The sequence below is a fragment of the Mesorhizobium mediterraneum genome, from assembly GCF_002284565.1.
Classification (GTDB): Bacteria; Pseudomonadota; Alphaproteobacteria; order Rhizobiales; family Rhizobiaceae; genus Mesorhizobium; species Mesorhizobium mediterraneum.
This window is the reverse complement of sequence record NZ_NPKI01000046.1, coordinates 334,093-353,623: the sequence shown is the minus strand read 5'-3', so window position 1 is coordinate 353,623 and position 19,531 is coordinate 334,093. Positions and strand designations below refer to the sequence as shown.

The window sequence follows — 19,531 nt, the reverse complement described above, 5'->3', positions numbered from 1 at the left end:
GATTGGAGCAACAATGCAGCGGTTCATCAACAATCCCGACGAGGTCGTCGAAGATACGGTCAAGGGCTTCGTCAAGGCGCATGCCGACATCGTCAGGCTCGGCAGCAACCCGCGCGTCATCGCAGCCCGCCATGCGCCGGTCAGCGGCAAGGTCGGCGTGATCACCGGCGGCGGCTCCGGCCATGAGCCTGCCTTCATCGGCTACACTGGCCGCAACATGCTGGACGCGGTCGCGGTCGGCGAGCTCTTCTCGTCGCCGACGGCAAAGAGCTTCCTTGACGCCGCAAGGGAGGCGAATGGCGGCAAGGGTGTCGTTTGCCTCTACGGCAATTATGCCGGCGACAACATGAATGTGAAGATGGCCGTCAAGCTCGCGGCCAAGGAGGACATTACGATCGCAACCGTCGTCGCCAACGACGATGTATGCTCGGCCGGACCGGATGAGCGTGAGAAGCGCCGAGGCGTCGCCGGCGAGATCTTCATGTGGAAATGCGCCGGCGCCAAGGCCCAGCAAGGTGCCAGCCTCGAGGACGTGCAGGCAACGGCGCAGCGGGCGATCGACAATTGCCGCTCCATCGGCGTTGGCCTTGGCCCTTGCACGCTGCCTGCCGTGGGGCATCCCAACTTCCTGATTGAGCCGGGCACGATGGAAGTCGGCATCGGTCATCATGGTGAGCCGGGCGTCAGGGTCGAGCCGCTGAAGTCCGCGGTCGAAATAGCGCAGCAGATGGTCAGGATCGTGCTTGATGATCACGATCTTGCCGCCGGAACCGAAGTTGCGGTTCTTGTGTCCGGCCTCGGCGCAACGCCGGTCAACGAACTCTACATCCTCCACGATACGATCGAGCAGGAAATCACCGGACGCGGGTTAGCCATCTACAAGACCTACATCGGCAACTACTTCACCTCGCTGGAAATGGTCGGCGCCACACTCACGGTCATGGCGCTCGACGCCGAACTGAAAAGGCTGCTGGACGTGGATGTCGATTGTCCCGCAAGGCTTTAGGAGCAGGCGAATGCAGCAGTTTGACAACGCTTCCGCTGGCGACATCGTTCTTTCGATCGCCGACCGGATCATCGAAAACCGAGCCTATCTGAGCGAGATCGACGGCAAGATCGGTGACGGCGATCACGGCGTCAACATGGCCAAGGGCTTCGGCATGGCTGCGGAGCGGATCAGGGGCAACGACATGTCGCTGGCCACCGCCTTTGATACGCTGGGCACGGTGTTGATGACCGAGATCGGCGGCTCCATGGGGCCGCTCTATGGCGTCATGTTCACGCAATTCGCCGAAACGATCGAGAAATCTTCATCCATCGATGCCCGGACTTTCAGTGCCATGCTCACCAGTGGTCTCGACGGCATCCAGGCGATCGGATCGGCCAAGGTCGGCGATAAGACGCTTCTCGACACGCTCGTGCCGGCGATCGAAGCGTTCGACGGCGCCAACGCCGACGGCAAGCCGTTCCCGGAAGCTCTGGATGCGCTCGTCGTCGCAGCCGAAAAAGGCCGTGACGGCACAAAGGACCTGGTTGCAAGGATTGGCCGCGCCAGCCGCCTGGGCGAACGCTCGCTCGGCGTGCTCGACGCCGGCGCCACATCCTGTGCGTTGATTCTGAAAGCCCTGGCGCTCGGTGCCAAGGAGAAGCTGCAGCAGTCCGCGACTGCGAGTGATTGAGCTACGACCGCTCCTCCCGAGCGCTGGCCTCCGGCTGATTTTACAGCCGGAAGCCAGGTTAACGCCTGATCGAACCAAGATTGTGAGTTCTTCCGTTTGCGCTCATCTTGAGGATCGATTCTGGATTCGGGGAAACCAGGCAGCATGACAGTCAAGACATCATCGGCGCGGAAGAACGGAACGGTGCGGACAGGACCCGAGGCTGGCGCCGAACCCATTCCCTTGCGCTATGGTGACGATCCCTATGTCTGGGCCTGTTGGCTTTACTACGAAGACCACATGACGCAAGGCGATATCGCCGAAATCATGGGCATTTCGCGGGCGACAGTGAACAGCTACCTGGCCGATGCCCGCGCCCGCGGCATCGTCAACATTTCCCTCGAGCCATCACGGCTGAGTTCGCTCTCGATCGCACAGGAACTCAAACGGCATTTCGGGCTGCATGACTGCCTCGTCGTGCCGAGCGACGACAATGCGCGTCCGCTGATCGATCGTCTCGGCACCGCGGCCGCGCAGGCTCTGACCAAGCTTCTGAAATCCGGCGACACGGTGGCCGTTGCCTGGGGGCGAACCGTGTTGGCGATTGGCGAGCAGGCCTCCGTGCCCGGCCTTCAGGACGTCACTGTCGTGCAGGCGACTGGCGGCACGCGAGCAAGTTTTGCCTATACTCCGGAACTCTGCGCGGCCGCCATCGCCAATGCCGTCAATGGCAAGCTGATCAACATCACCGCGCCGGCTATCGTTTCCAATGCGGAAGTCCGCGACATTCTTCTGCGCGAGCCGCTGATCGAAAGTCAGTTCGCAGCGCTTTCTAAAGCCAACAAAGCGCTATTCGGCATCGCCTCGCTGCGTCCGAATTCAACGATCCACACCAGCGGTTTTTTCGAATCGGTTTCGGTGCAGCAATATCTCGCCAAAGATGCCGTGGGCGTCCTCGCCGGACGCTTCATCGACGGGCGGGGCAGCCCGGTAGCTGGCCCGCTCGACGACCGGACGATCGGAATTTCGCTCGACATGCTCAGGTCTATCGGCCTGCGGATTGCAGTCGCCGGTGGTTTCGACAAGGTGCCGGCGATCCTTGCCGCGCTCCGCGGCGGCTACGTCAACGTGCTCATCACCGACGCTGCCACGGGCCGCGGCATTCTGAATGCCGATGGCGTGACGGAGCTCGATCAAAAGCTTTCCCAACGCCCGAAGATCGATAGCTCGGTGGCCCTGCCCAGCAACTTCCGAACCCACATCAAGAAGTTCCTGAACGACCCTGACGATGTCGTCGAGGAGATGCTTGACGGCGTGGTGAAGGCGCATGGCGCCTATATCCAACCGATCAAAGGCTCGCATCGCGCCCTCGTTGCCCGCACGGGGCCGCGACCTGGCAAGGTGGGGCTTGTGATCGGCGGCGGCACCGGGCACGAGCCCTGCTTTCTCGGCTATGTCGGCAAGGGTCTCGCCGATGCCGTGGCTGTCGGCAATATCTTTTCATCGCCGCCTCCCGGCCCGATCTTTCAGTGCGCCAGGGCGGCATCCGGCGGGCAAGGCGTGCTCTTCGTCTATGGCAACTATGCCGGCGATGTCATGAACTTCGAGATGGCGGCCGAGATGGCGGCGGAAAACGACATCGAGGTCCGGACGGTCGTGACGACGGACGATATCGCCTCGTCGCCGCTGGAGGACAGGGAAGGCCGCCGCGGCGTTGCCGGCAACTTCTTCATGTTCAAGATCGCCGGCGCCGCCTGCGATCGCGGCCTGTCGCTCGATGCCTGCGAAGCGGCGACACGCAAGGCCAATTCGAGGACATTCACGATGGGCGTCGCATTGGAGCCCTGCTCCCTCCCGCAGACCCGTCGTCACAATTTCGAGATCGGCCCCGATGACATTGAGATCGGCATGGGCATCCACGGCGAACGCGGCGTCATCCGCGAAAAAATGATGAGCGCCGATGAGATCACCGACCGGGTGATGGACCGTATCTTTTCCGAAATGAAGCCGGCATCGGGCGACCGTGTCGCGGTGCTGATCAATTCATTCGGGGCAACGCCGCTGATGGAACTCTACATTTTGTTCAGGCGCGTCGAGCAGCGGCTGAGCGCCAAGGACATCAAGATAGAGGCGAACTGGGTGGGACATTATTGCACCTCGCTCGACATGGTCGGTGCGTCCATATCGATCCTGCACCTCGACAATGAGTTGACGGAGCTGTTGCACCATCCTTGCGATACCGCTGTCCTGCGGGTCGGCTGAGGATACAGGATACGCGCCTGTGGCCGCATCCTGCTGGAACCGGGAGGAACATGATGTCCGAAAACGCGGCGCAATGCCTGAGCAGGATGTTTTATCGCATATCCATCGCGATCGAGGCGGGAAAGGACCATCTCTCGGATCTCGATGGCGCCATTGGCGATGCCGACCATGGCATTACCATGTCTCTCGGCTTCATGGCTGTGAACGCTGAGCTGGCCAAGCTCGATCTCGACCATATGCTGCCGTCAGAGGTTTTCACGGCTGCCGCGTCCGCCTTTCTCGATGCCGTCGGTGCTTCCACCGGGCCGCTTTATGCGACCGCGTTCCGCAGAGCGGCGCAAGCCCTCAAACAGGACGAACGCCTTTCACCTTCAGGCCAGGCGGCGATCATCGAGGCCATGACGACCGGCATTCGAGAGCGCGGCAAGGGGCAGCGCGGCGACAAGACCATGCTCGACGCCTGGATTCCAGCAACCGAAGCTGCGGTCAGCGCACAGGCGCGCGCCGCCGGCAGCCGGGAGATGTGGAACGGCATCCTGGCGGCCGCGGAAGCCGGCGCGAATTCGACACGGTCCATGGTCGCTGCCCGTGGCCGGGCGGCACGGCTCGGGGAGCGGTCCCTGGGGCACATCGACCCAGGCGCGGCCTCGGCCGTCATTATCCTGCGCGCAATGAAAGACACCTTTGCTGACAGCGCACCAGGAACGATCAGCAGTAGTGGAACGGACTGATCAGGCTCGAACCTGACCAGCCCAAATAGCGGCCGGAATCGCTGCCCGTCAGATAGAGCGCTGCGGCGCAGCGAACTCGGAGGCCTGCCGTAGATGCTGGCGCAGCAGCGCCTCGGCCCATTCGATCTCGCCCGCCTCGACGGCATCGAGAATGGCGAGGTGTTCCCGGCAGGACTGCTCGATGCGTTCCGCCGGCAGTTCCTCGAAACCCGCCGATTCCTGCAACCGGCGCAGATTGTTCTGCTGACGCACCGCATCGGCCAGGAACCGGTTGCCGGAGCAGGCCGCAAGTCCTTCATGAAATGACGCGTTGATCCGGAACCATTCATCGCCGCCGATCAGCGTCTTGCCCGTCGACACGATCGCCAGGATACGCTCGTGTGCGCGGCGGACCGGCGCCAGTTGCTGGGGGTCTGCATTGAACATGGGCGACCGCAGCGCCGCGCATTCGACAGCCATCCGGAAATCATAGCTTTCCCGGTAGGCATCCTCGCCGACAAGCGTGTCGGCGAAACGCCAGCCGTGCCCCGGCAGGCGCTGCACCAGGCCTTCGGCGGCAAAGCGAAGCAAAAGCTTGCGCACGATGCCGCGTGATGCCTGATAGCGCGGCATCAGTTCCGCCTCGGACACCTCCTGGGGCAGTTGGTCGAGCGCGCGTTCCCGCATCATCCTGCGGTAAAGCTCCTCGAGCGGAGAACTGGGCAGTATATCCTCCGGGTCGAGATCGGCGACATCGCGCGCCAATTGCAGCCCCCTCGTCTCGAAGGGACTTAAGATGCCCTGAGCGACCAGCAGTTCCAGCGCTGCGCTGACGGGAGAACGCGAAACGCCGAACGTGCGGGCAAGGTCCGGCACCGAGACGCGGGTTCCAACCGTCCAGCCCGAATCCCTGATCCGCTCCAGGATCCGCCGCGCCAGATCTATCTGCAGCGGGCTGGCCGCCTCACTGCGTGGCTGCCGGTCGATGATCGTTTCGTTCATATGCACTTCCTCAGGCATTCGCATTATAGATATGCGCCACGCAGTTCGAACTGGCAATCTATCGAATTTTTCTGCTTTTCATTCAATCAAAATGCATTACTATCCGGACTCATACGAGTTTGAGGCTTTCCTTTTGATGACAACAGTCACACCATTTCCGCTTGTCGAAATCGCAGGAGCGCCGAAAGCGCGCGGCACGGCCTACGGCGAACAGGCGCGCGGGCGCATCGGCGCTTCGGTGGCGCTCTACGCTGCGCAGCTCGATCGTTTCGGCTTCAGGCGGGACGATGTCGGGCGGTTCTCCGGCATCTTCCTGCCTCGCCTTCGGCAATGGGCGCCCGACCTCGTCGAGGAAATGGAAGGGATCGCGTCAGGCGCCAATGTCGATCTGTCCTCGATCGTCCTGGTCAATGCGCGCACCGAAATCCTGCAGCTTGCCCGGCGCGAGAAAGGCATTTCCGACGACGAGCCCGACGGTTGCACGGGCGCGGCGATCCTGCCGGAAGCAACCCGGAACGGCAGGCTCATCCATGGCCAGAACTGGGACTGGAAGGCCGAATGCGCCGAGACATCGGTGGTGTTGCGCATCCGGCGAACGGACGGGCCGGACCTCCTCACCTTCACCGAAGCCGGCGGACTGGCGCGCAGCGGCTTCAACGCGGCCGGCATCGGCATCACCGCGAACTATCTCGAATCCGACCGTGACTATCGCGAGATCGGCATTCCGCTTCCCTTCATCCGCCGCCGGGCCCTCGAGGCGCAGCATTTCTCCCATGCCATCAAGGTGGTGGCGACGACGCCGAAATCCGGCTCCAACAACATGATCCTGAGCACTGCCGAGGGGTTCACGGTCGATCTCGAATGCGCGCCGGACGAGGCGTTTGCGATCTATCCGGACAAGGACATGATCGTCCATGCCAATCACTGGCAAAGCCCGGTCGCGCTGTCCAAGCTGCGTGAGACCGGACTTCGCGATGTGCCGGACAGTCTCTATCGTGACCATCGCGTGCGCCGGCATTTGTCGGCGCGGCATGGCGACATCACGATCGACGATGTGAAGGAAGCCCTGTTCGACGATTTCGCTTCGCCGTTCAGCGTGTGCCGTCCAGTGGTCAGGAAAGAAGGCGGCAATCTCTCGGCGACAGTCGCGATGATCGTCTTCGAACCAGCCACCGGCGTCATGGAGATCGCTCCGATGCCGGCTCAAAACCGCGAATTCACCAGCTACGAGCTCACCATGGACGATGCGGTCCTCGCAAGGGCGGAGAAGGCAGTGCCGGCACGGGAGACATCTTCGATATCAGCACAGGAGAAACGATGGTCCGCTTTGTCCTGACCCGCATCGCCAGCGCCATACCGACACTTATCCTGGTGTCGGTTGCGGTCTTCGTGATGATGCGCTTCATCCCGGGCGATCCCGCGACCTTGATGCTGGGAGACCTCGCACAGCCCGGACAGGTCGAGGCGATGCGGCATCAGATGGGGCTCGACCAGCCCGTGGTGGTGCAATACCTGATCTGGATCGGCAATGTCCTTTCAGGCGATTTCGGGCGCTCGATCGGCAGCGGGCAAGAAGTGCTGCCGCTGATCCTCGACCGTTTCGCCGTCTCCTCGATCATCGTTTTTCTTGCTGTGCTTGTCGCCTCGGCGATCGCCGTGCCCGCCGGCATGCTGGCCGCCTGGAAGCAGGACAGTCTGCGCGATATCGCCGTCGTCGCCACCTCGACCATCCTGCTCTCGATCCCCAGTTTCTGGCTGGGGCTGATGCTCATGCTGATCTTCGGCCTCTATCTCGGCTGGTTGCCGATCGTCGGCTATGTGCCGTTCAGCCGCGACTTCGCGCAAGCCGCTCTGTATGTGATCCTGCCCGTGGTCACCCTGGTGCTCGTCGAGTCCGGCCCGATTGCGCGCATGGCCAGGGCCAGCACGATCGAGGTGGCGCGCCTGGAATACATCACCCATGCGCGGGCAAAGGGGCTTTCGGAAAGCGCGGTGATGTGGCGCCACGCATTCAAGAATGCCTTCGCGCCCACCTGGACCCTGATCGGGCTCGTGCTCGGCAGCCTGCTATCCAGCATCGTCGTCATCGAGACCGTCTTCACCATTCCCGGCCTCGGCCGGCTGCTGGTCGACGCCATCTATGCCCGCGACTATCCCGTCGTTCAGGGAACGATGCTGTTCGTCGCCTTCATCTATGTCGCGGTCAATCTTCTCGTCGACCTCGTCTATCCGCTGCTCGATCCGAGGGTTACCGCATGATCGCCCGTGCTCTCGGCCGGCCCGGTCTGAAATTCAACGCGATCTTCGGGATCGCCGTCACCGGAACATTGATCCTTCTGGCCGTGTTCGGTCCGTGGATCGCGCCCTACGATCCGCTCAAGCTCGATCTGCCGTCGCGCCTCAGCGGGCCCTCGTCTCTGCATCTGCTCGGCGCCGACGAATTCGGACGCGACGTGCTCAGCCGCCTCGCCAGCGGCGCGCGTACCAGCGCCTGGATCGCTTTTGCAACTGTTATATTCGCATTGATCACCGGCACCGTGTTCGGCGTTCTCGCAGGTTTCCTGCGGGGCTGGGTCGACCGCGTCATCATGATGGTCAACGATGCCTTCCTCGCCTTCCCAGGCCTGCTCCTGGCGCTTGGCCTGATGGCGGTGATCGGTGCCAGCCGCGAAGGCATCATCCTTGCGCTCGGCCTTGCCTATATGCCGATCGTGGTGCGCGTGGTGCGGGCTTCCGTGATGTCCATTCGCGAGCGGGAATATGTCGAGGCCTCGCGCGTGATGGGCAACAGCGAGATCATCACCATGGCGCGGCACGTGCTGCCCAACTGTGTCGCCCCGATCATCGTGCTCGCCACCACCATGTTCGGCTGGATCATCCTGTCGGAGAGCGCGCTGAGCTTTCTGGGACTGGGCGTCCCGCCTCCGGCGCCGAGCTGGGGCAACATGCTGTCGACGGCACGGCCCTATATCGGCCAGGCGCCGCATTTGATCATCCTGCCAGGTCTCTGCATCTCGATCACGCTGCTCGGCATCAACATGCTGGGCGACGCGGTGCGCGACTGGCTCGACCCGAAAATGTAGGTGCTGGAAACATGCTCGTGCCGACCGGGGACAAGAACACGATGCTTTCAGTGCGCAACCTGTCGATCTCGGTCGGGCCATCGGGAAAGCGGATCGTCGACGAGCTGAATTTCGATCTCGCGCCCGGTGACATGCTGGCGCTGGTCGGTGAATCCGGTTCGGGCAAGACGATGGCGGCCCGCTCGATCTTGAACCTGCTCCCTGCCCCGCTGGTCACGACCCTGGACAGTAGCATCCGCTTCGACGGGCAGGAACTCACCAGCCTTGCCCCAAAGGCGCTGCGCCAGATACGCGGTGCGCAGATCGGCATGGTTTTTCAGGAGCCGATGGTCTCGCTCAATCCCGCTGTCACCATCGGCGAGCAGATGGCGGAGGGTCTGCGCCTGCATCGCGACATGTCGCGCGCCGAGATAAAGGACCGCTCACTGGCGATGCTGGAGAGGATCCAGATCAAGAACCCCAGCAAATGCCTTGCGGCCTATCCGCACGAATTCTCGGGCGGCATGCGCCAACGCATCATGCTCGCATCGGTCATGCTGCTCAAACCGCGCCTGCTGATCGCCGACGAGCCGACCACCGCGCTCGACACGCTGGTGCAGCGCGACGTGCTCGACCTCATGGTCGAGCTGACGCGGGAGAATGGAACCGCCGTCCTGCTGATCAGCCACGACCTCGGCATGGTGTCGCACTATGTGAACAACGTGACGGTGATGTGCGAAGGCAAGGCAGTCGAACAGGGAAGCAGTACCCAGGTTCTTCACGCACCGCAGCACGATTACACGAGGCGGTTGGTGGATGCGCTTCCCAAGCGCAGCGCCGGCGGATCGAGAAAAGTCGTCCACGGCCCGGCCCTGGTCGAGATCAGCAATGTCGTCATCGACTATCCGGGCCGTCCGAGGCTGTTTGCGCGCGCGGAGCCGAAGCGCGCCGTCGACGGCGTCGACCTGACCATCCGGCGTGGCGAAACCCTGGCGTTGGTCGGCGCGTCGGGCTCCGGCAAGACGACGCTCGGGCGCGCCATTGTCGGCCTCGTCAGGCCGTCCGGTGGAACGATCTCATTTCTTGGCAAGGCGATTGCAAATGATCGATCGGCTGACGCGCGCTTGCAGCGTCGCGATATGCAGATCGTCTTCCAGGACCCCTATTCCTCGCTCGACCCTCGCCAGTCCATTGCCGAGATCGTCACCGAACCATTGAAGCTCGATACCGAATTGGACCGCAAGCGGCGGACTGCGCGCATGGATGAGGTCATCGAGGAAGTGGGGCTGACGCGCGACCTTCTCGAGCGTTTCCCGCATCAGCTGTCTGGCGGCCAGCGCCAGCGCGTCGCGATCGCGCGGGCGATCGTCAGGCGACCGGCCTTCGTCGTCGCCGACGAGCCGGTTTCGGCACTGGACATGACGGTGCAGAAACAGATCCTGCTTCTGATCCGGTCGTTGCAGGAACGCTACGGTTTCGCCTGCCTCTTCGTCTCGCATGATCTGGGTGCGGTCGAGCAGGTTGCCGACCGGGTTGCCGTCATGCAGGACGGAAGGATCGTTGAGATCGGCGACCGCGACGACGTCTTCGACCGTCCGCGCCACGCCTATACGCGCGCCCTCCTCGATGCGGCGATGCTGATCGACCGCCGTTTCGCCGATGGCGCGGGCGCCCGCAAGGCCGTGGCGCAATGAAGGCGACACGGCTCGTCTGCGCATCATGACACCGTTCGGCCATATCAAGGAGATCTGGCGATATCCCGTCAGTTCTATGGGCGGCGAACGGCTGGACGGGACGGAGCTTGTTGAAGGTGGGATTCCGGGCGACCGGATCTGGGGCATCGTCGACCGGCGCGACGGAATTGTTGCCGCGCCGGAGAAGCGAAAACATTGGCGGCCGCTGCCCAACCTTCTTGCGAGGCTGAAGGGCGACCGGCCGGAAATCGGATTGGACGATGGCACCTGGATCGATGCCGGCTCCAGCCTCGCAGGCGAGCTGGTTTCGGCCTTCCTCGATTTCCCGGCGGCGCTGCACCCGCACGTCCCCTTCGGCTCGGAAGCCCAGGATCATATCGCGCCACGCTATCAGCGTGCCGACATCCACATCGTCACGTCAGCCTCGATGAACAGGCTAGCCGGCCTGCTTCCGGATCCGTCGCAAATGGATTCCAGGCGGTTCCGGCCCAACATCGTGATCGAAACCGACGCTTCGCGGGACGGTTTCGTCGAGCAGCAGATCATCGGAAAAGTGCTTTCGATCGGCGAGGCGCGGATCATGATTTCGGAATCCTGCGCGCGCTGCACCTTCACGGCGCTCGCGCAAGGCGATCTCGCTTTCGAACCGGCAGTGCTGCAAACCATAGCGCGCCATGGCGAAGGCGGCTTCGGCGCGCTCTGCCAGGTCGTCGAACCCGGCAAGATCAGGCTGGGCGACCGGGTCACCTTGAACGAAGCCTGACGTTATCCACCTTCCGGTGTTGGACGGCGGCACGTTGCGGCGGCTGATGGGTGAGATGGGCCGTAAGTTTGATGGCGGCTATGCGGAGTATGCGTTGTTTGCCGAACTCGCTGCTGATGCCGGCCACTACGCACCGCGTCCTTGATACACCGGATTCATCCCCTAGTTTAGCTCCGTGGGCGCCTTAGTCGCGAGTTTGCCTGAAGGCGGCGGCGGTCCGCCGTCCTGACTGCATGCCGCGGAAAGACGGTTCGACCGACGCACTTTATGGAGGTGGTCGTGCGTCAATCCCCTGAATCCAGTTGGGCATATCTCGCATTCGTTTGCTCGATCGCGGTAGCTTGCGTAGGAGCTGCTGCCGGCGGCGAGCGCGGCGGAGGCAATAGCGCTGGCAACCATGGTGGCGGAGGCAATAGCGCTGGCAGCCATCACGGTGAAGGCCGCAAAGGCGGCGCGCACAAAGGACCTGGCGGCGTTCCCAGCGGCTCCAGCAGTAGTTCGCCGGTGGACGACGATGGGACCAGCACAACTGCAACGGCGGCAATGACGGCAACTCCGGCAGCCACTGCCGTCAGTGTCGCCCGGTCCGCAGGGGCCGGACGGTCGCTCGACCTCCCGGCCAACCTCCAGCCTCTCAGCGCCAGCAACAGTCCATCGACGGTCAGTCCAATCAAGGCGCTGCCGGGCGTCCCGGATGAAGTCGTTCGCGCCTGCCATGATGCAATCGAGTCGGCCGCCGGCCCGTTTGGCGCGACCAGTGTGCGCGTCAGCAGCGCAGGTTCCATACGTCGGTTGAGCCCGGATACGATCTCGGCTCCCGTTGAGGTAAGCATCGACTATGGACGGCAAGGCAACGTGGAGACGCGGCAGGCGCCGATCAAATGCGAATTGAACGCGACAGGCAGGGTGATCGGGCTGACATAGCGTATCGCGCAGAACTCCCCGCCGACGAGAGCAGGATGAATTCGAAGGGTGATCCGCGGCGTCGTGAGAGGGTGCGAGGCAACGCCTCCCAAAGGCCTTGGGCCTTCGATAGGAGGGACGCACATTCGTTTTGGAAATCACTCCAAGGTCACGTGTCTTGGCCTGAGGGAATAGGGAAGTGTGAGAGAACGCACCCGGGCAATCCGCGACGGGTCGCGAACCTTGCTGCGTGCAGTCTTCTGGCTGACAGCCTTCAACCCGCCGGCAGCGGCTGCTGCGCGGCCAGCGCGCGGCTTCAGCGGCCGCTCAATCTGCGCGCTGCGACGCTCAGCCCTGAGCCTGTCATTGTCCGCGCGCGCCGCAGCCAGGTCGCGGGCAAGAGAAACATTGTCTTCACGTTGCTTGTCCAGAGCCTCGTTCAGCCTGGTGACCCGTACCAAAAGTGCTCGAGCGGCGGCGCGTTCGAGGCGAACCTTATCGAGATCCTCATGGGTCGAGCCTGCTGCAGCGCGTTCTCGTGCCAGCGCTTGCGCCGTCTCGGTTGCAGTCTGCTCTGCACGCTCTGTCGCTGAGACTGCTCTGGCTCGTTCCTGTTCAGCCGCGACGCGCTCGAGGCGAGCTTTTTCCAGCTCGTCACGCGTCGACGCTGTTGCAGCACGTTCTCGTGCCAGAGCCTGTGCCGTCTCGGTTGCAGTCTGCTCGGCACGCTCTCTCGCTGACACCGCTCTGGCTCGTTCCTGTGCAGACGCGTCGCGCTCAAGGCGAACTTTTTTTAGCTCCTCACGAATCGACGCTGCTGCAGCGCGTTCTCGAGCCAGCGCGCCCTCCGTCTGGGCCGCGGTCTGCTCCACTCGTTCTCTCGCTGTGACTGCACCGGTCCGTTCCTGCTCAGCCGCGTCCGCGCGCTCCTTGAGCGCGGCATTGGACAGTTTCACTTCGGCGAGATCGCCACCAAGGTTCTCTGACTTCCGGCGTTCGTCGTCGAGCATTCCGCTCGCTTGCGCCAGCGAAGCCTTGGCCTTGGCGCGATTCTCGGCGGCCTCGGCCTCAAGCTGTTCAATTTTCGCCCGCGCTCGCGACAGATCGCGCGCCCGCCATTCTGTTCGCTGACGCTCCAGATGAGCAGCGGGCATCTCCGTAAAGACATAGTTGGTGGCCTCGCGCAGCATTGTGCGGGCATCTCCCGCTATGCGCCGCAATGCGTCAAGTGTGCGGGCTGCCGCGAGCTCGTTGCGCAATCGCTCCTCGTGTGCGTTGTCGGAGGCTGCGATGCTTGTCCTCAGCGCATCGATCTGCTTGCGCGACTCGAGGAGTGCTTCCTGCAGAGCAGCGCTCCTGGCGCGTTCGCTTTCCGCCACCCGGTGCTCCTGGCCGCCCAATTCCCCTGCAGCGGCAGCCTGACCACCGGCTGCCCCGACTTGCGCCCGGGCAGCCGTGAAATCCGGGCTGAGCAAGTCGACACTCGTGCCTTGGGCCCGCGAAATGGCGGGGGCGCTTTCGACCCAGTTTTGTCTCATCGCATAGCTAAGCGGCATGGCCAGGCAGATTGCGGCGACGCCCAAGCGGGGCACAAGACCGATCGGCTTGCGAACGCGTGGAGGTGAGGCCCTCGCGATGGTCGGGTCGGGATCCAGGCTGATCGTTCCCCTTCGAGCTGTGACGTTCAAACCGCGATGCGACGGTTTGGCCAACTGAGCAACTTTGCGCGGCAAAACCTTATGACCCAATTGGTCCCATGCTGACCCGCAAATTGGCTCCCCACGTTCCGCGAGGGCGAGTTGTGTCGGCATACGGCTCAGGGCCCTCAATACTGGACTACTTACGGCGGCAAGATTAGCCGCCACCTGCCTACGAACATAGCCAGCGATTTCTCTGACCGATGTCGCAAGGCGGCCGGATTGCGGCATGTTCGTCGCGGAAGCGAAAGCGTTGGCCTGGGCCACAGACGAGCTCTCGTAAGCTTCGGAGATCACGTCGAAATACTCGACTCGCACCCCGAACCGAAGGTAAGTGGCATCCTGATGCCGATCATCCAGGTCTGCCGTGTCTGAGGGCACGGCAACCTGAGAAGAAGAAGCAGGCTCGGTTGCAAGGTCGACCGGGCTTTCCCAATCCCAAGATGCCTCCTCGGGGGGATCAGATTCGCCTTCGCTCTCATCTGATGTGAGGCGACGGATACGCCGGAGCATAAGACAGAGGCCCACCGAGGCAAGTGTTGCTATCCCGCCCAGGATAACGAGATCTGCGTTGTTTGCGTAAATTTCGGCAAGATGATTTGGCATTGCCGTGCCTGTGGGCGGTCCGCTTGAGCTTTAAGTTAGGTCACAAAGCTAGGTCACAGACCTCCACGGTCAACCGTCACCTCGTACTAAAGGTCAGAGGCACTTCGGCCACGCAGAACGGCCATTGCTGCTCGGATCGCTGTCGAACGATCGCTCCTGGCGCAAACGCGCCGCGGGAGAGCTGGTGAGTTTAGGTCTCCTTCCCGCCCTGAGCGGGTTTACGGCCCGGTACCAAGCGTCAGGTTTTCACCACCAGGTAGCTCAAACAAAAGATCGGAGGCCACGCCTCCGACCTTTCGAGCGACAGACAACCGCCAGCTCCTATTCGCTTTTCCAGACACCCCATACGCGGGGGTTTGCCGCGGGCCATACTGAATAGCCTTTCACCTTCGGCGACACGGCGTCGACGGATGGCTCGTAATAGAGGCCAAGGATCGGCACATCCTTTGCCATGAGGGCATGGAGCTGCTTGAACAGCGCTTTGCGTTGCGATGGGTCCGTCGTGGCCATCGACTTCGTGTAGAGGTCGAGGGCCTCCTTGCTGTCCCACTGCGCCGTCGGGTCGGTCGCCTTGTCGCCGAGGATGACGCCATACATCAGCGACGGATCGAGACGCGCCGAATAGCCGAAGGACTGGATCTGGAACTTGCCGGCAAGGTAATTGTCGAGCTGTGCCGCCCAATCCAGCACTTCGAGCTGGGCGTTAAAGCCCGCGGCCGTCATCATCGCCTGCAGCAGCACCGCGTTTTCATACATGCCCTGGTAGCGGGTGTTGGTCTGGATCTTGATCGGCTCGCCCTTGTAGCCGGCCTCGTCCAGCAGCGTCTTGGCCTTGACCGGGTCGTATTCCGGCCATTTGAGAAAATCACCGTCGAAGAACGAGCTCGCCTGGGCGACGGCAGAGGGGTCACCGGCAGCGACACCGTTGGTGCGAGCGGCGGCGATCTGGTTGATGTCGGCGGCATGCGCCAGCGCCTCGCGTATCTTGACGTTCGACAGCAGCGGATCCTTGGTCTGCAGCAGGATCGCCGTCCACGACAGGCCTTGCGTCGACAGCACCGTCATGCCCCGCGACTTGGCTTCCTCGACACGCGATGATTCAAGATCAGGCAGGACGTCGAGCTCGCCGGCGAACAGCGCGGTTTCCGATGCCGCCGTGTCGGGAATGACCATGAAGCGCACCTCGTCGACATAGGCCTCACGGCTGCCGGCAAAGCCGCTCGGCGCCTCCTTCACCGGCTTGTAATCGGCAAAGCGTTCGAGCGTGACATACTGGCCCTTGACCCATTCCTTCAGTTTGAAGGGGCCACTGCCGATGGCGCTGTCGGCGATCCACTTGCCGTCGGTGCCGACATTCTTCGGGCTGGCGACCCAGCCATTGCACTGGACATTGGCGAGCTGCGCGAGAAAGAGCGCATTCGGCGCGTTGAGCGTGAAGACAACGGTGCGTGGATCAGGCGTCGCCACCTCATCGACCTTGAGCCCCTGGCTGCCGTCGAAGAACGGAATGCAGAACCACTCGTTGGCCGCATCCATGCGGCGGTCCCAGTTCCATTTGACGTCGGATGAGGTCACGGCGTCGCCATTGTGGAAAGCCGCGCCGTCGCGCAGCGTGAAGGCATAGGTCTTGCCGTCGTCCGACACTTTCCAGGATTCGGCCAGTGCCGGGCCGACCGTGAGATCGGCGCGGTAGGCCACCAGCGTCTCGAAGATCTGGTGCAGCACCGTGTCGGTGTTCGCGTCGCGATTAAGACCATCGGTGGCGCGGATGTCGGCGTTAATACGAACCTTGAGCGTGCCGCCGGTTTTCGGCTGCTCCTGCGCCATCGCCGGCAGCGCACACGCCATCATGGCGATTGCCGCCAGCACCCGGATCAATCGTCTTCCCATTCCCGATCTTGTTCCCATTTTTATCTCCAGTTTTGTTGACTGCAGTTTTTCAGGCGGGCGCGGCAACCCCATTCAATGCCCGCGCAAAGAAGTCCTTGACCTTGGCGATGAGCTCGCGGTCGTCGTGGGTGATGCCGGGCACGACATCCAGCTGCACCTCGACGCCGTGTCTCTCCAGGCTGCCCTTCAACGACCTGATCCGGTCGTTGCGGGTCGCGCCGGCGAGATCGGCGCCGGGCATCCACCAGGCATCGTCCGGCTTGATGGTGATCTCCCAGGTTTCGAGATCGTCACCACCGATCACCATCTGCACGGCGACCTTGCGCATGGCGTCGAGGTCGACCTTCTTGCCGAACACTTTCTCGAAGTCGCGCACCCCGACCCAGAAATCGTGATCGAAGTCGAGCAGGGTCACGACGCCCGGCGCGCCGATCGATGCAGCCAGCAGGCGTTCGGGATGGAGGAACAGGAAACGATGGGTGAAATGGCCGCCGCCGGAGAAGCCGTACATCAGCACGCGGTCGCCGCGGGTGCGGTAGCGCTCCCGCATTTCCTCGACCATGTCGAGCATCACGGCATCGTAGTGGAGGTCGCCCTCGCGCAGCATCTTGTAAGAGGAAAGGTCGCCCGGGAAACAGATGCTCGCCGGGAAGAGCGGGGCGAGCACGATCACGCCGTTCTGCTCGGCGAAGTCGGCAAAGGCATCGCGGTAGGCGAGCATGCCGCGTTCGGTGCCATGCACGATCACCGCCAGCGGATATGTCTTGTCGCCGTCCTCGTCATAGTCGTCGGGCACATAGGCGCAATAGGGGAAGCGCTGGTCGAAGCGGGAGGCGTACACCGTCGTGTGGCCGAAATCGTAATAGGACAGGCGCTTGCCATGTCCGCTGACGTTGCGCATCGAATTTTCCCCAGTCTCAATTTTATTGTTTCATCATTTTGTGTGACTGAAAAGCATTTATTTATCTGAGACGCCGGGAAAGTACGCATTTTACATCGCGTAACGCCGAGCGTTCCTGGAGCAGGCATGAGCTGTTGTCCGGCCGGCTTTGTGTCGGCGCGGCATTTGCTGGCCGCAACCCGGAAGGTGACGACGACGCGGCTTGCAGCGCTGCGGTTGAAGCGTCTATCATGTTCTTGAAAAATCGCTGACTTCGGCCTTCATGCCGCGTTCGGCCAGCCATCATCTCTAGCGGCAGATGTAGCCAGCTGCGTAGATTTCAGAACGAATGAAGTAGCGCACCGCCAATGGCCGATAAAACGCTTTTCGGGTTGACCGCCGTCGACACCGTGCCCCTGCATGAGAAAGTCTATCTCGAACTCGTCAGGGCATTGATGTCGGGCCAGTTTGCGCCCGGTCAGAAGCTGACCTCGCGCAAGCTCGCCAAGGAACTGGGCACCAGCGACATGCCGGTGCGCAGCGCCTTCATGCGGCTGCAGGCGCTGCGTGCGCTGAGCCCGATGCCGAACGGCAGCATGGAGGTGCCGGTCATCTCGGCCGAAAGGTTCTCGCAGCTGACCGAGGTGCGAACGATCCTCGAAGGCTCCGCGACCGAGCTTGCCGCAAAGCTGATCAATGGCAACAATCTGCGAGCGATCCGTCGCCACTGCACGGAGCTGACCCTGGCAGCCCGCAAGGGCGACATCGACGATTACCTGCGCAAGAACTATAACTTCAAGTTCTCGATCTATCGCCACTGCGGCAATGAGCAGATGATCTTCCTGATCGAGACGGTGTGGATGCAGGTCGGCCCGTTTCTCAGGAACCTGACCACCGGCTTCGAGGACAATCTCGCCGCCATTCTCGACATCGATTACCATGAGGAAGCCGTCGCCGCGATCGAGGTCCAGGACGGGCCACGCGCGCGTGCCGCCATCGTGCGCGACATAAACGACGGCGCGACGCATCTTTTGCAGCACGTCAAGTTTCCGGAAACCCGTAACTGACTATCGAGGCCGTCACGAGGCAGCGGAAACTGCCTTCATCACCGCGACGACCGTCTGATCCATCCGGTCGTTGACCGGGTCGGGTTCCGAGGACTGCCTGACAATGACGGTTTGCGTCGCCGGATCGATCCAGAGCCACTGGCCATGGATGCCCAAGGCGGCGAGCGCACCCGTGCCGGTGTCGTACCAATAATTGCGGTAGCTTCCACCCGGATAGGCATAGCCCTGGTCGCCGGCGGCCCAGATGGCGCGGTCGCCGCCGGCCCAGAGGCTGGCGATCCAGTCTGCCGGAACGATGCCGCCGCCACCGGTGCGAACCAGCTCACCGACGCGGGCGAGATCGCGCGCGGTCATCGAGATGCCGCCCGAGGCGCGCGGATTGCCGGCCCGATCGACGGTTATCTGCGCGTCGGAATGGGTGCCCATCGGCTGCCACAGGAGCCGGCTCAGCAATTCGGCGAAGCGCTCGCCCGATGCCTGCTCGAGGATGATCGCCGCCATGTCGACATTGGGTGACCGGTAGGCGTGCCGCGTGCCGTGCGGATGTGCGGCCTTCGGCAAGGTGCACAGGAAAGTCTTGAGATCGGGCGCGGGATCGTCCGCTTTGTCCGGATTCCACAGCATCGCCCGCCTGTAACGATCGAAAGCGCCGTCTCTGCTCAGATAGGCTTCGTCGAAATCGATGCTGATCTGCATGTTGAGGAGATCGCGTAAAGTGGCGTCGCCATAGGCCGATCCGGCGGCTTCGGGCAGGTGCTTTGCCAAGCGGTCGTCCAGCGAGAGCATCCCTTGGCCGATCAGGATTCCCGCCAGAAGGCCGGTGATGGATTTGGACACCGAAAACACCAGATGCGGCTTTGCCGGATCGCTTGTCGGGGCATGCCACTCGGCCACGAGATTTCCGCCGCGCATCACCACGAAATTGTCGGTGTCGCTTTCAAGCAGGAAATCCGGCAATGGACGCGGCTTGCCGGCAACGTCGGCAACCACAAGGTCGGACAGCCGGCCGAGGTCGAGTGCCGGCGTCTCCGGCTGGCGCGCGCTACGGATCGTGGCGGACGGCACCAGTTCCGCCGCGTTCTGGAACGACCAGGCCGAATAGGGCCTTGTCCTCCAGTTCGACAGGTCGATCTCCGCGCGGTGCGACGGCGTATTTGTCATTTGGCTCATCCCTCTGACTGCTGCGTGGCGGCGAACGGTGTCTTCGCAACCGCCCGCTCCTGTTCTTTCATGTCCCGGCGCGAAGGCCGGCTCGGCCTATTCCCGCTCCTTGCCGAGCCGCCGTAGGCCGGCTCAAATGCCGCTTGGCTTTCCCCAACCTTACCACTATATTGCGA

General features: G+C 62.7%; 15 protein-coding genes. 10 read left to right on the top strand and 5 right to left on the bottom strand.

The genetic code is table 11. From position 1 onward, the window contains the following. Positions 1–13: 13 nt before the first annotated feature. From CIT25_RS32245 to dhaL (CIT25_RS32230), 4 genes are all read left to right on the top strand, one after another. Positions 14–1,006, top strand: a complete 993-nt coding sequence (locus tag CIT25_RS32245; protein ID WP_095489120.1) for a dihydroxyacetone kinase subunit DhaK — start codon at positions 14–16, stop codon at positions 1,004–1,006. Positions 1,007–1,016: 10 nt separating this feature from the next. Beyond that, positions 1,017–1,679, top strand: a complete 663-nt coding sequence (gene dhaL, locus CIT25_RS32240) for a dihydroxyacetone kinase subunit DhaL (protein ID WP_095489119.1) — start codon at positions 1,017–1,019, stop codon at positions 1,677–1,679. A 144-nt stretch (positions 1,680–1,823) separates the two neighbouring features. After that, positions 1,824–3,920, top strand: coding sequence for a bifunctional sugar-binding transcriptional regulator/dihydroxyacetone kinase subunit DhaK (locus tag CIT25_RS32235; RefSeq protein WP_095489118.1), 2,097 nt, complete (start codon positions 1,824–1,826; stop codon positions 3,918–3,920). Between the two features lie 53 nt (positions 3,921–3,973). Then, the gene (dhaL, locus tag CIT25_RS32230) at positions 3,974–4,651 is read left to right on the top strand and encodes a dihydroxyacetone kinase subunit DhaL (protein ID WP_095489257.1); all 678 of its coding nucleotides are present in this window, start codon (positions 3,974–3,976) and stop codon (positions 4,649–4,651) included. Between the two features lie 48 nt (positions 4,652–4,699). On the opposite strand, the gene CIT25_RS32225 is transcribed toward dhaL (CIT25_RS32230), so the two are convergent. Continuing rightward, positions 4,700–5,632 (bottom strand): GntR family transcriptional regulator, encoded by a 933-nt coding sequence (locus CIT25_RS32225; RefSeq protein ID WP_158302705.1) that lies wholly within the window; start codon positions 5,630–5,632, stop codon positions 4,700–4,702. A 136-nt stretch (positions 5,633–5,768) separates the two neighbouring features. On the opposite strand from CIT25_RS32225, the gene CIT25_RS32220 reads away from it, so the two are divergent. Genes CIT25_RS32220 through CIT25_RS32200 form a run of 5 tightly spaced genes read left to right on the top strand, consistent with a single transcriptional unit; the run spans position 5,769 to position 11,151 of the window. After that, complete coding sequence (locus CIT25_RS32220) at positions 5,769–6,968, top strand: C45 family autoproteolytic acyltransferase/hydrolase (protein WP_095489256.1); 1,200 nt, start codon at positions 5,769–5,771, stop codon at positions 6,966–6,968. Next, entirely contained in the window at positions 6,950–7,891 is a 942-nt protein-coding gene (locus tag CIT25_RS32215) for an ABC transporter permease (protein ID WP_095489116.1), read from the top strand. Before CIT25_RS32220 ends, CIT25_RS32215 begins: the two co-directional genes overlap by 19 nt. Continuing rightward, on the top strand, positions 7,888–8,715 hold the full coding sequence (locus tag CIT25_RS32210; protein ID WP_095489115.1) for an ABC transporter permease: 828 nt from the start codon (positions 7,888–7,890) through the stop codon (positions 8,713–8,715). The genes CIT25_RS32215 and CIT25_RS32210 overlap by 4 nt, the downstream gene beginning before the upstream one ends. An 11-nt stretch (positions 8,716–8,726) precedes the next feature. Then, on the top strand, positions 8,727–10,388 hold the full coding sequence (locus tag CIT25_RS32205) for an ABC transporter ATP-binding protein (protein WP_095489114.1): 1,662 nt from the start codon (positions 8,727–8,729) through the stop codon (positions 10,386–10,388). Further along, entirely contained in the window at positions 10,354–11,151 is a 798-nt protein-coding gene (locus CIT25_RS32200) for an MOSC domain-containing protein (RefSeq protein WP_095489113.1), read from the top strand. The genes CIT25_RS32205 and CIT25_RS32200 overlap by 35 nt, the downstream gene beginning before the upstream one ends. 1,061 nt (positions 11,152–12,212) lie before the next feature. Here CIT25_RS32200 and CIT25_RS37280 read toward each other — a convergent pair. The 3 genes from CIT25_RS37280 to CIT25_RS32180 form a co-directional block, all read right to left on the bottom strand. Continuing rightward, on the bottom strand, positions 12,213–14,357 hold the full coding sequence (locus CIT25_RS37280; RefSeq protein ID WP_206073032.1) for a coiled-coil domain-containing protein: 2,145 nt from the start codon (positions 14,355–14,357) through the stop codon (positions 12,213–12,215). A gap of 321 nt (positions 14,358–14,678) precedes the next feature. Continuing rightward, positions 14,679–16,265, bottom strand: coding sequence for an ABC transporter substrate-binding protein (locus CIT25_RS32185; protein WP_095489255.1), 1,587 nt, complete (start codon positions 16,263–16,265; stop codon positions 14,679–14,681). A 31-nt stretch (positions 16,266–16,296) separates the two neighbouring features. Continuing rightward, positions 16,297–17,148, bottom strand: a complete 852-nt coding sequence (locus CIT25_RS32180; protein ID WP_095489111.1) for a hydrolase — start codon at positions 17,146–17,148, stop codon at positions 16,297–16,299. A 347-nt stretch (positions 17,149–17,495) separates the two neighbouring features. Between CIT25_RS32180 and CIT25_RS32175 the strand changes: the two genes are divergently transcribed. Further along, on the top strand, positions 17,496–18,194 hold the full coding sequence (locus tag CIT25_RS32175) for a GntR family transcriptional regulator (RefSeq protein ID WP_095489110.1): 699 nt from the start codon (positions 17,496–17,498) through the stop codon (positions 18,192–18,194). 12 nt (positions 18,195–18,206) lie between these two features. Here the strand turns inward: CIT25_RS32175 and CIT25_RS32170 are convergent, their stop codons facing one another. Further along, the gene (locus tag CIT25_RS32170; protein ID WP_095489109.1) at positions 18,207–19,355 is read right to left on the bottom strand and encodes a serine hydrolase domain-containing protein; all 1,149 of its coding nucleotides are present in this window, start codon (positions 19,353–19,355) and stop codon (positions 18,207–18,209) included. Between the last annotated feature and the right edge of the window lie 176 nt (positions 19,356–19,531).

Coding starts and splice junctions, on each gene's coding strand:
- CIT25_RS32220 (WP_095489256.1), top strand. CDS start 5,769: ATGACAACAGTCACACCATTTCCGCTTGTCGAAATCGCAGGAGCGCCG.
- CIT25_RS32205 (WP_095489114.1), top strand. CDS start 8,727: ATGCTCGTGCCGACCGGGGACAAGAACACGATGCTTTCAGTGCGCAAC.
- CIT25_RS32215 (WP_095489116.1), top strand. CDS start 6,950: ATGGTCCGCTTTGTCCTGACCCGCATCGCCAGCGCCATACCGACACTT.
- dhaL (WP_095489257.1), top strand. CDS start 3,974: ATGTCCGAAAACGCGGCGCAATGCCTGAGCAGGATGTTTTATCGCATA.
- CIT25_RS32175 (WP_095489110.1), top strand. CDS start 17,496: ATGGCCGATAAAACGCTTTTCGGGTTGACCGCCGTCGACACCGTGCCC.
- CIT25_RS32200 (WP_095489113.1), top strand. CDS start 10,354: ATGGCGCGGGCGCCCGCAAGGCCGTGGCGCAATGAAGGCGACACGGCT.
- CIT25_RS32225 (WP_158302705.1), bottom strand. CDS start 5,632: ATGAACGAAACGATCATCGACCGGCAGCCACGCAGTGAGGCGGCCAGC.
- CIT25_RS32210 (WP_095489115.1), top strand. CDS start 7,888: ATGATCGCCCGTGCTCTCGGCCGGCCCGGTCTGAAATTCAACGCGATC.
- CIT25_RS32180 (WP_095489111.1), bottom strand. CDS start 17,148: ATGCGCAACGTCAGCGGACATGGCAAGCGCCTGTCCTATTACGATTTC.
- dhaL (WP_095489119.1), top strand. CDS start 1,017: ATGCAGCAGTTTGACAACGCTTCCGCTGGCGACATCGTTCTTTCGATC.
- CIT25_RS32170 (WP_095489109.1), bottom strand. CDS start 19,355: ATGACAAATACGCCGTCGCACCGCGCGGAGATCGACCTGTCGAACTGG.
- CIT25_RS32235 (WP_095489118.1), top strand. CDS start 1,824: ATGACAGTCAAGACATCATCGGCGCGGAAGAACGGAACGGTGCGGACA.
- CIT25_RS32185 (WP_095489255.1), bottom strand. CDS start 16,265: ATGGGAACAAGATCGGGAATGGGAAGACGATTGATCCGGGTGCTGGCG.
- CIT25_RS32245 (WP_095489120.1), top strand. CDS start 14: ATGCAGCGGTTCATCAACAATCCCGACGAGGTCGTCGAAGATACGGTC.
- CIT25_RS37280 (WP_206073032.1), bottom strand. CDS start 14,357: ATGCCAAATCATCTTGCCGAAATTTACGCAAACAACGCAGATCTCGTT.